Annotated in this window: 9 protein-coding genes and 3 pseudogenes; 2 read left to right on the forward strand and 10 right to left on the reverse strand. The window is 43.0% G+C overall.

From position 1 onward, the window contains the following. Nucleotides 1–6 precede the first annotated feature (6 nt). The 3 genes and pseudogenes from AC6IZ0_RS09145 to AC6IZ0_RS09155 form a co-directional block, all read right to left on the reverse strand. Nucleotides 7–1,575, reverse strand: a complete 1,569-nt coding sequence (locus tag AC6IZ0_RS09145; RefSeq protein ID WP_497725857.1) for a GldG family protein — start codon at nt 1,573–1,575, stop codon at nt 7–9. 32 nt (nt 1,576–1,607) lie between these two features. Beyond that, on the reverse strand, nt 1,608–2,420 hold the full coding sequence (locus AC6IZ0_RS09150; protein WP_497725858.1) for an ABC transporter permease: 813 nt from the start codon (nt 2,418–2,420) through the stop codon (nt 1,608–1,610). 9 nt (nt 2,421–2,429) lie between these two features. Beyond that, nucleotides 2,430–3,399, reverse strand: a pseudogene (locus tag AC6IZ0_RS09155) (ABC transporter ATP-binding protein). 217 nt (nt 3,400–3,616) lie between these two features. Here AC6IZ0_RS09155 and AC6IZ0_RS09160 point away from each other — a divergent pair. Further along, nucleotides 3,617–4,527, forward strand: a pseudogene (locus tag AC6IZ0_RS09160) (ribonuclease H family protein). 8 nt (nt 4,528–4,535) lie between these two features. Here the strand turns inward: AC6IZ0_RS09160 and cruG are convergent. From cruG to bchI, 7 genes and pseudogenes are all read right to left on the reverse strand, one after another. Beyond that, nucleotides 4,536–5,702: a 2'-O-glycosyltransferase CruG gene (gene cruG / locus AC6IZ0_RS09165; protein ID WP_497726027.1), complete on the reverse strand. Its 1,167-nt coding sequence runs from the start codon at nt 5,700–5,702 to the stop codon at nt 4,536–4,538. 98 nt (nt 5,703–5,800) lie between these two features. After that, nucleotides 5,801–6,709 (reverse strand): gamma-carotene 1'-hydroxylase CruF, encoded by a 909-nt coding sequence (gene cruF / locus AC6IZ0_RS09170; RefSeq protein ID WP_497725859.1) that lies wholly within the window; start codon nt 6,707–6,709, stop codon nt 5,801–5,803. Between the two features lie 603 nt (nt 6,710–7,312). Continuing rightward, on the reverse strand, nt 7,313–7,747 hold the full coding sequence (locus AC6IZ0_RS09175; RefSeq protein ID WP_497725860.1) for a helix-turn-helix domain-containing protein: 435 nt from the start codon (nt 7,745–7,747) through the stop codon (nt 7,313–7,315). A gap of 75 nt (nt 7,748–7,822) precedes the next feature. Then, a pseudogene (locus AC6IZ0_RS09180) lies at nt 7,823–8,623 on the reverse strand (IS630 family transposase). Between the two features lie 673 nt (nt 8,624–9,296). Next, complete coding sequence (rpmA, locus tag AC6IZ0_RS09185; protein WP_271730906.1) at nt 9,297–9,578, reverse strand: 50S ribosomal protein L27; 282 nt, start codon at nt 9,576–9,578, stop codon at nt 9,297–9,299. A 27-nt stretch (nt 9,579–9,605) separates the two neighbouring features. Further along, nucleotides 9,606–10,001: a 50S ribosomal protein L21 gene (rplU, locus tag AC6IZ0_RS09190; RefSeq protein ID WP_271730907.1), complete on the reverse strand. Its 396-nt coding sequence runs from the start codon at nt 9,999–10,001 to the stop codon at nt 9,606–9,608. A gap of 234 nt (nt 10,002–10,235) precedes the next feature. Continuing rightward, nucleotides 10,236–11,360: a magnesium chelatase ATPase subunit I gene (gene bchI / locus AC6IZ0_RS09195; RefSeq protein ID WP_271730908.1), complete on the reverse strand. Its 1,125-nt coding sequence runs from the start codon at nt 11,358–11,360 to the stop codon at nt 10,236–10,238. Nucleotides 11,361–11,573: 213 nt separating this feature from the next. Here bchI and AC6IZ0_RS09200 point away from each other — a divergent pair, with 213 nt between their 5' ends. Then, nucleotides 11,574–12,761 carry an AbrB family transcriptional regulator gene (locus AC6IZ0_RS09200; RefSeq protein WP_497725861.1) on the forward strand — a complete coding sequence of 396 codons (1,188 nt, stop codon included), beginning with the start codon at nt 11,574–11,576 and terminating at the stop codon, nt 12,759–12,761. Nucleotide 12,762 lies beyond the last annotated feature (1 nt).

The raw sequence follows: 12,762 nt of genomic DNA on the forward strand, positions 1-12,762 counted from the left end.
TCTTGATTATCTCCGCTTCCACCAAATAATAACCGCCGTTACCAACCCCAATAATGGTAATAGTAATAAAGATGAAAGTGCTAACATAGTGGTTTGGAGGACACTCAAGTTAATGCGGCGGTTTCTGGGTTCCTTGGGACGAATAGAAAGGGGTTGTTGGTCTTGTTGACTTAACCAAGTCACCGAGTTAAGAAACACATCTCCATTTAGTTGCTGTTCAAATAAGCCATCAGTAGCAAATTCCGAATCTCCAATCACTACTAACCGGGATTCCATCGTCGGTGCTGGGGGTTTTTCTTCCCCTTCAGTGGGTGTGGTTGGTATTGTTTTAGTCAAAGCCACACCTAAAGTCAGAGGTCCGGGGATATCTGTTTCGGGGTTAAACTCTAATTTTTCGCTTTCCTGGTCGCTTTCAGCCCAACTGTCAGGATAGGGTTTAGTTTGTAGTAAAATAGTTGATTTAATTCCAGCTACAGGGTTAATTTCTAAAGGTCTTGCTAATCGATAAAAGGAAATACCATTACCAAACTCTTGCGTAATAGGATGTTGTCCATAATCAGTGACAATCGGAACAGCTGGGCCTAGTCCTACAGCAGATCCAGAAACATCCACAGCTAAACGATTGTCTAAAATAACACCCCATTCTTTAAGTAAACCCTCAAGATTAGTCTTAGTATTGGGGTCAATCATTAATAGGACATTTCCACCACCATTCAGATAATCTTGTAAGGCCTTGACCTCGCTATCAAATAATTCTCGTTTAGCACCAGCTACGACTACAACAGATACATCTTTTGGAACTTGAGATTTTTCTCCTAAATTCAGTGGTGAACCACTATAATTTATATTGCTTAATCCCTGAATGGCTTGTGAAATTCCCCCTTGACCTGATGTTAAGGAATGTTCGCCATGACCTTGCACAAAGTAAACTGGAGTTGTGCTTGTACTGTTAACTTGTTGCAGACGATTTGTTAATCTAATTTCTGACAACCGTTCATTGATATTTAGTTTTTGGACTAATTGGCGGTTATCTCCCGATTCTAGGTACACTTCCCCATAATCTTGAACACCAAATTTGTTTGCTAGAGTTGGTCTAGCTTGGGGGTCTACATACTCAAATTCAAACTTGGAACTTTCTCGCCCATAGTTTTCTAGTAGTTCCTTGTCTAGGGGATTTCTGTTAACATCAAATACCCATACTTTAACTGGTTTTTCTAACCTCCTGACTAATTCTTGAGATTGAGGTGCTAGGCTAAATAATTGGGTTTCTGTTAAGTCTTGACGCAGGTAATAACGAGTGCCCAAAAAGTTAAGTAACCCCACAATTGCGAATACAGCTACAATGACAATCACAGCATTAGCACCTGCTTGGGTGGAACGACTATTCCACCATTGATATTGCTGACTTTGCAATACTATCCACAAACTAAGGGTAATAGTTCCTGCAATCAGGAATATCAGGGGGATGATTCCCCAGGTTTCCGCCACTATTCCAGATGTTAACCCGACAGCAAGTAAAAATAATCCTAAAAAAAATAAGTATTTTACCGGTTGGTTTTTTTTGATAATTTTCATTTGTAATTACTGATTAGTCATTGGTTCCCTAATTACCGCCGCCCAAAACGCAGTGCATCAATTGACTGGGCCGTGAGAAATATACCCAAGAATATATAACTACTGAATAAAATCACGGCGCTGCTATCGAAAATACCTTGAATCAGAGTATTGTAATGTTTTAATAATGAGAAATGACCTATTATTTCTCCCATAGTTCCACCCATCCCCTTAGCAATCACATCAACAAACAATAATAATAAAATTACCGCGAAGGTGAGGACAGCAGATAAAATAGTGCTGTCGGTCAGGGAGGAAATAAACATTCCTAATGATAATATTGCCGCAGCTAGTAAAATTAAGCCCAAATTCCCTAGTAAGGTAATTGTGGGCGACATAGGTGGGTTAGATGCACTGATGGCGATCGCCTGCAAGATGAATAAGGGTACAATCAGAGTAGTAAAAAATGTGACTACACCTAATAATTTACCCACTGCTACCGCCCAGTTAGTCACTGGTGAGGTGGCTAACAGTTCCAAAGTACCCAGCTTCCGTTCTGACCCATACAATCCCATGGAAAACATAGGTAATATAAATAACAGTAGCCACCCCAATCTATCCAGGAATGCACGGATAAATTCATAGGGAACATCTATAGGTGGGATTGGTATATTTAGCTGTTGTCCTTGGAGGTCGATTTGGGCAACAGTTGGTAAAATCCCATCAGGCCCTACTAAAATTGTCACAAAGAATAACCCAGCTATCAACCAAAATACACTGGCGATCGCATAGGCAAAGGGAGAGATAAAATAACTCTGTAACTCTCGGCGATAAATAGCAATAATATTACTCAGCACTATACCCATTAAAGCTCCTTAGTTTGGTGAATCTGAATCTAGATTTTTTTCTGCTGTAGTCAATTGCAAAAATACATCTTCTAGGGTAGCGCTGACACGTCGCATTTCATGTAATCGCCAACCCGCAGTGACCAATGTTGCAGCAATATCTTTTCCCGCTTCCATTCCTGGTTGGGAAATTACCCGCAGGTGGGTGCGGTTGTCATCACATGGATGATTACTAGAAACAGATTCTACCAGACTTACACCGGGGATATTTTGCAAAGTTTGTGTTGCTAAATCACCATCTCCCTCAATTTCTATTTCATATGCTGACCCACCTGATAACTGGGTCATCAGGTTTTCTGGTGTGTTGGTGGCGACAATTTTACCCCCATTGATAATGGCGACACGGCTACAAGTCATACTCACCTCCGGCAAAATGTGGGTAGACAGAATAATGGTGTGAGTACCAGCGAGACTTTTAATTAAATTGCGGACTTCAATAATTTGTCGGGGGTCAAGTCCCACAGTGGGTTCATCTAAAATAATTACTGGTGGGTCGTGGACGATCGCTTGAGCAATGCCGACTCTTTGGCGGTATCCTTTAGATAGTTTGCGGATAATTACTTGGCGCTTATCTTCTAAGTTACAGCGTTTAATCGCTGCTGTCACCTTCTGGGGGCGATCGCCCGGGGAACACCTTTAATTCTGGCGACAAAATCTAAGAATCCCTCCACGGTCATTTCTGGATATAACGGTGGTGTTTCCGGTAAATAACCAATGCGTTGACGAACTGCGAGGGAATTTTCATGAACATCAAAGCCAGCAATTGCGGCTTTACCCTTGGTAGCTGGTAAATAACCCGCTAAAATCCGCATGGTTGTAGTTTTACCCGCACCATTGGGGCCCAAAATCCTAAAATTTCCCCTGGTTCAACCCTAAAGGTAACATCATCAATAGCTGGGGTAGAACCGTAAGTTTTACACAGATGTTCGACTTCAATCATCGTTCTGCTGGCAAGAAGAAAATAAAATAGAGAATACCCAACAATCTTAGATCACTTGGGGAATTGTCCTCATCTCAGGTACTGGGACTGGAAATTAAGTAACATACAACAAAAGGTTTCTCACCTCACCTCGCTTCTGACCTGTATCAAATTCTCCCTTCTCCTTGCTCAGGAGAGGGGTTGGGAGTAAGGTTGTATATTTTATCAAATCCGCACTATGTCCAACCAACGCAAAATTCAAACTATATACACCGATGGCGCTTGCACTGGTAACCCTGGTCCTGGGGGTTGGGGTGTAGTAGCTTATTTTACCGATGGCGCAGTTCATGAAATGGGTGATGCTGTCAATTATACGACTAATAATAAGATGGAGATGACAGCGGCGATCTCAGCTTTAAAATTCTTCCATGAATATCGACAAGGTGAACCCATTACCCTGTATACCGATAGTGAATATCTGATTAAGTGTGTCACCAAGTGGTTACCAGGATGGAAAAAAAAGGCTGGAAAAAGGCTGATGGTAAACCCGTCCAGAACCAAGACCTATTAGAAATTCTCGATCAACTGAATACTCCACAAATAAATTGGCAGCACGTGCGCGGGCATTCTGGTAACATAGGTAACGAGCGCTGTGATGTGATTGCTCGCTCATTTGCCAGCGGTCAAATCCCATCTCTACAAGAACTATCTCCTACTGATTCCTATAAATCTTTACATTCTTTAGGTGAAGGCGACAGGGAAAAGGTAGCCTGTTATGAATCTAAATCTAGAATAGTTCACAAAAGTACACAAGAACACAGTACTTTTATGTCAGATATGAATGCCATGGAACCATCCACAGTAACAGATGCGGCCACAAATGAAGAACAACTATCGACAACAAGGGTCAAACAACTGAGAAACTTGGTCGAGACTCTGCGTATAGCTGACGAAATTGCCGAAAAAGGCTATTTAATTACCAGTTCGGAACTAGCAGACTTGATGGATGTCCACGCCAGCGCCGTCACTAGTCGAGGAGACGAGTGGCGCTGGCGCAACTGGATTGTGTCACGGGTAAGACGAGAAGGAAATCAAATTCTCTGGGAGCTAGAACGAGGCGATCGCCTAGAAACGGAAAATGAAATATAACTAAGCAATCAGTTATACTTCCTCCCTCGCCATTCCCTGGGGGTGCGCAATGCTGAAAGGAAGATTCGGAATACAGCTAGGGGGTCAGCTAAGGGAGAAAGCCAAAATAACCAACCACCTTGAGCAGTTTTGCGATCGTAAGAAGGTGCGATCGCAAAAACCAGGGCAAAACGAATAACCAACAGAAATACATTTAACCCCAATAATAGGCGTGGGGAGGAAACTAACAAGCAAGTAGGGACTAGGAATACAGGTAAACCTTGCACTGCACAGAGTAACCATAAATCGCCCCACACTTGACCAGGTAAAGATGCGTCTTTTAAATCCAGACTGCGACCCCATTCCTTCCAAGTTTCCCTTGCTCCCTCATACATCCGCACTTTCAGCACCCGGGAGCCATCCAGGAAGCCGACTTTAAACCCTTGCTGTGCAATATGTCGCGCCAAGGTGACATCATCACAAAAAGAACTACTAGCACTAGTATAACCACTGACGGCAGCCAAAACAGAACGGCGACACAAAAAGCATTGACCATTAGCCATCACCCTTTCCGGCTGGGTCGTGGTAATTCCCGCCGGGTCGAAGCGATAAAGCAAAGTCATTAATAATGCCGGTTGCAGCCAGCATTCACCGGGATACTTGAGAATGAACTGGGGTGAGAGGGAAATTAAATCATATCCCTGGGCCTCTGCGGTTTTCACCAAACTAGCAACTAGTCCCGGATGTGGTTGGGTGTCAGCATCCATCCCCAGAAACCACTTACTTGCTTCGGAACTATACAAAAATCCGTTATGTAAAGCCCAGGGACGACCTACCCAATTAGGCGGTAAGGGGTCATCTGTGATTAACCGAAAGCGCGGATCTTGCTGCTGTGCAGTTTTCACTAAGTCCGGGGTTCCATCTTGGGAATTACTGTCTACAACAATAATTTCCCGCACTTCGTAACTTTGGCGGCTTAAGCCAGATAACAGCGGACTAATACGCAGGGCTTCGTTAAGGGTGGGAACTACAACGCTCACACTACCGAGAAGTTCCGGTGTTGGCTGTTGGGGTGATATGGGGGGATACCTTCTTGGCCCCTTCAACAGACGGGAAAGTAAAATCGCCGTTGCTGGTATTTGAATAAGTAGCAATAGAAAAGTTATGACGCTTTCTACTGTTAAAGCGTTTTCCACAATAAAAATATCTAGCAATGAAAATGGTGATTACACAAAAAATTGGGCAGGAGACATGAGTTTTTGGTTGTCTTCGGTAGTCTTCCTGTCCCCTAATTTTATTTCAAGGCAACTTTGATGTTTGCCACTGAAATTTGGTTGGTGGTTGATTGGGTATCAGTTTGGTTAGATACTGCTGACCCTTTTAACCACAGTGCTAGTGCAGGGGCTACTCCTAGGAAACACCCCAATACTACCGGGATGGAGAATCCCGCCGCTAAACTCATGACTGTAGCAAAGCCAAAGTTGGCTAAATATACTACTAAGGGTAGATTCAGCTGCGATCGCTCAAATTTGATGGGGTTGTTTTTCCATAGTAAGGCGGAGACGGTCATAAACACCGCACCAGTACCCCACCAACCCGCAAAGTTTTGATAAGGCATTCCAAAGAAAGCCCCCGGTTGATGCCAATACCAGAAGGGTAGAGAAGTTTGGCTCATGGCAGGATCAAGCACAAAATCCCAGGAAGTCAACAGCAAGGAACCTAAAGCAATAGCAACAATATGTCGCCACCAACTGGGTTTTGTGTCCACTTCTAACCCAGCACGGGCTAGTAGGTATGAAACGCATCCCAAATAAAACCATGATAGGGGAATTGTGAAGGGCACTAAACCAGAAATTTTATAGCCCAAGCCGCTCAAATAGCTATAGTGACCGAAAGGAAATCCTGTACTGGTTCCCAGTAGTTCACTGGTCAGGGAAATCAATATTGCTGGCAGCATAAATGCCAAAATTCTCCCTAACCCCAAGGTGCGCAAACCATACAAAAATACAGCTGCGGTTCCCAAGATCATATAGACCACACCACCTCCCGCCATACTCCACTGCATGGCAGTTTGTCCAATTTCAGAGAAATGGAAAATTACTTCGGCATTCGGCACTACTATTAGTATGCCTACCAATCCAAAGACCATTGACACGATGTGGCCAATTAGGCCTACGCGCTCCGCGATTACAAGTTGTTTCATGATCAGTCCTTAACAAGATGTGACGTGTGGCTGCTGGGCTGTTAATAGTTTACAAATATTTACGCAAATATTTAACTAGTTTGTACCATTATTCCCCTGGAAGTTGTTAATTTTTCTGAGTAAGTGCATCATAACCTATTGAACTTATACTGTTAGCAGCCAATTACGGCAATCATGGCGGGTGAGAGGATGATTGTTTTGCTCACTGGTGACGACCAACACGCGATTCACGAACAGATCAAGCAATACAAAGCAAAGATTGATTTTCAATCTCAAACCCCTTAGTTGTTTAAGTCAGTCAAGGAGAGTTGGTTAATTCCTCAATTAGATGAATCAATTTTTACTTTGAGTTTGTATGCTTGCATGATCTTCTGAATAAAAATCTGTTTTTATCTTATAGCCTTTGTCAGTCTAGTGAGGTACAGTAACAACAATGGGTAAACCAATTATAAATATCCTCTATAGCCTTTTTCAGGTTCATGGAGTACACACCAATTCCCTGTTCCCTATTCCCTCAAACTAAAAAAAATTGTACCTCACGAGCATGGGAAATTCTATATTAAAGACAGATTAGCTCCCGATTCATCAAGAAATATAAGGTTTTCAGCAGGTATGCCCTGAAGCTGATGCCAGAATTCTACTCTTAATGATTGAACTCTTTGGGTCTCTTTTTCCGAGGCGTGCAATGTTTTTTTTTAGGCTAATTTCCATCTTCTGTAACATCCGGTCTACTGTAGATATACCAATTGTTATTCCTGTTCTTTCTTGAAGAATTAAGCGAATTTCTCCCAAGGTGGCATCATTCTTGGCTTCAACTATTTCTTGGAGAATATTAAGTTGTTGAGAATTTAGCTTTGTAGGAGTTTGTTTTGTCCTCCGTTTAGGAGCAATACTTTGTGTTTCTCTATATTGCTTTAGTAATTTCTCCACAAAACTTAAACTTACACAGAATCTTTTTGCTAATTGACGTTGTGATATTCCACTTTCCAAGTATGTATCAAATATTTTTTGGCGAAAGTCGAGAGAATATGCTTTCATTTTTACCATTAAGTAGATGGACAGCCTTATCTTAATCAGTGTACCTCATTAGACTGGGAACCGCTATATCTTGCATCACTGGGAAAATATAGCAACCGCCAAGGAGGTTAGGACGCAAAAAGGGCATCTCGTGCGGATTCGACTTTTTAACCAAGACCAACATTTTTCAATCTGATTCAGGTCTGGAGAATAAGGTGGTAGAACACGTCACACCCTGCATCCTCAATCAGTTCTTGAATGCGCCCACCTTTATGAAATGTGGCATTATCCATCACCACAACCAGTCCCGGTTTGAGTGTGGGAAGCAAACAAGTTTCAAGCCAAGTCTCAAATACTATTCGATTACACGCACCCTCAACAGTGAAAGGAGCTATCAGCTGATGGTTACACAGCGCGGCAATTATGTTCACCCGACCTTCACGACGACCTGATTTAAGTGCATGGAAGCGCTGTCCTTTTGAGTTCCAACCGTAATCATACTGCTCTGGGTTGTCCATTCCTGACTCATCGAGGTATACAATCTTCTCCACAGGTAACTTAGACAACTGCGTTACGAAAGCCTGTCGTTTGACCTCATCGCGCTCACGGTAGCCATAAGTCTTTTTTTTCGCGTAAAACCAATTTTTTTCAAAGCTCTTGAGATTGTGCGATCGCTAATTTCTTCAGGCCAGAGTCAGGCCATCTCTACTTGGGTTTTATCGCTATGTACCGAAGCAAACTCACGAAATTTTTCCCATCGGTTTTTCGCTTCAACCATAGGGTGATGGTGTTGCGACTAATATTAAACATTTGACTGGCTTGAGTTTTCTTCAAGCCATTGAGTTCAATCCCTTGGATTACTTTTTGACGAAGGTCGTAACTGTACGGCTTGGGCATATACCTGTAGCAAGCGAGCGCTTCACATGAAAAGGGACTACTTATAGTTTATGCTTAAATTACCTTGGCGGTTGCTATGTTTGCGGATATCGCACTGGAGAACATCACGACTGGAACGCGCAAATTCAAGGATGTTTGTATGGATTTAATCACCGAATTAATGATTCTATAATGGCTAGGCCAACCCGTCTTAGATTGAATGTTAGTTTGAAAACACTACCTTGGATTTCTTTAGTACTCGTCTCACTGAGTTACAGTACATTGGGTTGGGTATTATCAGATAATAATGCCCCTCTTTATCTGTGGATATTACTTATATTAGCTATTTTAGTTTTAGTGGCGAGCTTAACTGTTTCTGTGTCGGTAATCTCAAAATATTCTAGTCTATTAGTTAGCTCAAATCTCAGGTCTTTTACTGTTGCCACTCTTGGCGCTTTCTTGTTTTTTCTGATGCTAGCTTGGTTCGGTATATTTCTGGATATGTTGCTGATTATTTGTGCGGGTATCTTGGCGAGAATTGACTGTCAAACTGCTGGTCTCACACAATTACAAGCTTTTTTAATTATCTGGCTCTTTTCATTAGGGGGGTTAGGTTGCGGTCACTTACTACACTTCGTATCTTCAGGGTATGTGTAGTGGTTGGAGAGGGTGGGGATTACCCACCCACGCAGATCTAAACGGTAGCTGTCTCCCCTGGGGTTGCAACTGGATAAACACTAACTTTTTTGCGGGCTTTACCTTTTCTCTCAAAGGCTACTAAACCATCAATTAAGGCAAACAAGGTGTCATCGCTACCAATACCAACATTGTTACCGGGGTGAAATTTGGTTCCCCGTTGACGTACGAGAATGTTTCCCGCTAGTACGGTTTGACCACCGTAGCGCTTGACTCCCAAGCGTTGAGCATTAGAGTCGCGTCCGTTACGAGTACTACCTGTTCCTTTCTTATGAGCCATAATTACCTCTTGTGTTTTCTTTCTTTATTATTCAGCTACAGCTTCTACAGGGGAATTATCGGTATTCGTATCGTCTGATACCTCTTCTGGAGCAGTAAATACCGCGCCATTCAGGGTGATGGAATCAATCATCAGTCTAGTAATTTCTTGCCGATGTCCGCGTTTTTTGCGGGTTTTCTTTTTCGGCTTCATTTTATAAACTATGACTTTGCGGCCTCTCAGATTCCTGAGAATTGTTCCTTCTACCGTCGCCCCTGTTACTAACGGCTGTCCTATGGTGACTTCGCCGTCATGCTGCACTAGTAATACTGAATCTATTGTAACTTTTTCGTCGGCTTCGATATGGAGCAGTTCAATATCGTAAAAGCGACCAGGTTCAACTTTTAGTTGCTTGCCGCCAGTTTCAATAATTGCGTAGGTCATGAAATTGTCCTTGAAGTTGCCGTACAGGTAGCTGGCTTTAAAGGCGATCGCTCGCTGTTGCTAGCTTTTGTGTATGTCTACCTGATCCGAGCAGGAATAAGACAGACAATCCATAATTATACTTATATTAATCTGCTTATGTCAACTGTGATTGAGGGGTTTAGTTGAGTTTTAAATATTACTATAAGGTGTTGAGTTTTGAACAACCAGTTCAAAACTCAACAGGGGAATTTGTTAATTTCTCGCCCCTAACTTTTGACCGACACCATTTTTTTGTGCTGGGTCGTCTGCGGGTAATTCCACACCAAAGACACGCCCAAAAGCCTTTTCTACTTTGTAGCCAGAATCAATGGACTCTAAGGGGTCTTTGCGGAGTCTATGACGCAGACATAAAGTAATTACACGTTTGATATCATCAAGAGTGACTTCTGTCCGACCTTCAAAAGCGGTTAATGCTTTGGCGGCGCGGTTGGTAACAATATCACCACGCAAACCATCAACATCTAGTTCTGAACAAATTTCGGAAATTTTCACCCGCTGCTCGTAGTCAAGTGTGACTTGGGGTAACAAATTCTGAGCATTGACAATTTTTTCTTGTAATGCTTCCTGTTCAGATTGATATTTTTGCAGAAATTCAGGCGGATTTTGGTCAAATTCCGCCCTTTGTTCCACAATCTGCACCCGTAAAGCAGGTTCTTTGACGGTGTGAATTTCTGCGTGCATTCCAAAGCGGTCTAACAGCTGGGGGCGTAATTCACCTTCCTCGGGGTTCCCAGAACCTACCAGCACAAACCGGGCTGGGTGGCGAATAGAAATTCCTTCCCGTTCTACAGTGTTCCACCCACTAGCAGCAGAGTCGAGTAACACGTCTACTAGGTGGTCATCTAGCAAATTGACTTCATCCACATAGAGAATACCTCGGTTAGCCTTGGCTAGCAATCCCGGTTCAAAGGCTTTCACACCTTCAGATAAAGCTTTCTCAATGTCGATGGTACCACAAACTCGGTCTTCTGTAGCTCCCAATGGTAGGTCTACCATTTGAACTTTTTTATGAGTCACGGGTATTTCCGCCCCCTGTTCCACCATCTGGCGAACTTCATCGCTCATCACGTCGGGGTCTTTGGGGTCACTATTGAAGGGGTCATTGGCCACAACTGGGATTTCTGGCAATAAATCCGCCAGGGCCCGGATAGTCGTGGATTTACCGGTGCCGCGATCGCCCATAATCATTACACCACCGATTTTGGGATCAATCACGTTCAACAGCAGCGCCAGTTTCATTTCTTCCTGGCCCACAATTGCTGTAAATGGGAATACCACGCGACGCGCACTGGCCGTGGATTGAGCAGTTGGAGTCACTAAATTACCTTAACAATATTTTTCTTATTACCGTTCTCTATTGTGCCACAGTTAGGAGGTGAAGAAGCGACTACAGCAGGTTGGTAATTTCAAATCAGCCTCTGAGGTAGTAACACTGCATGGAAATTTCACTCAAATTTATTTAGATGTGAGTTCACAGTCGAGCGCGTTAATTTAAGTACATAGTTAATTTAATTTAAATAGCCCCGGTCGATGAATCAAAACCTTAATTTAACTTCCACCCAAGAGTTCCCCACTCATAAAAATCACAGTTTTTCCCCACTACAGTTATCTGTGAAGCCATTGATTATCTTTACTCTAGAACTGCTACTAGCAATACCCCTGGGTTTAGTCTTAGTCAAATTACACGTGGGCGGAATTGCTTGGATATTTGGGGGACTAGCCTCGGGTGCTATGGTTTTACAAATATGTCGGATTGTATATCAGTATAATCCCAGTCCTAATCGCCGGGCCCGCAAGGTGGGAATGGCACTTGTGGGCTTAACTGTGGGTGCTTCAAGTAGTGGTAGCGATTTAACGGGTTTGGCTTCTGGGATTCCTGTATTTATTTTTCTGACTTTGTTCTTAATAGTTTGTGGTATCTGCATTGGCTACATCTACTCTCGCTTGAGTCAAACCAATTTATTAACCTCTATGTTGGCGACGGTTCCCGGTGGTGTGGGAGTTATGTCATCTATTGCTGCGGATTATAATCGTAATGTCACCCTTGTAGCTTTGGTTCAGGCTATTCGTGTTACATCGGTTGTATTACTGATTCCATTCATTGCACGGTCATCTGTTGCTGATGTTCTCCAGGCTGAAACTTTACCTGTGACAAATACAGTAGTAAATTTTGACCCGTCTCAATTGGGCTTACTCTGCTTGGCGCTGCTAATTACGGCGTTGGTAGTTTATCTGGCTGGTTTATTTAAACTCCCCGCCGCTGAGTTTTTTGGTGCATTATTAGTTGGTCTGGGGTTTAATTCTTTGCTCCAGTGCATACCTGTTTGGGGTGATGTGGCTTTTAATCCCCCCGGTTTGATAAAATTATTAGGCCAAATGCTTCTGGGAATTACCATTGGTGAATATTGGGGAAAGAAACCTAATATTGGCACAAGAGCCATTAGTTACGGTTTTATGTCTGTGGCTATGACTCTAGCTGCTGGTGCGATCGCTGCTATGCTGGCCATGCAGTTAACTTCTTGGGACTGGTTAACTTGTCTACTGGTTACCGCACCAGGAGGAGCGCCAGAAATGATCCTGGTATCCCTGACATTAAATCATGATGTCGAAATTGTCACCACTGGCCATTTAATCCGACTGATTGCTATTAATAGTTCCCTACCCCTGTGGATCTTTTTGTTTCGCCGTCTTGATACCCAACTTTCTGAGTCAGTTTAAT

The sequence above is a fragment of the Anabaenopsis sp. NIES-4685 genome (assembly GCF_059725405.1).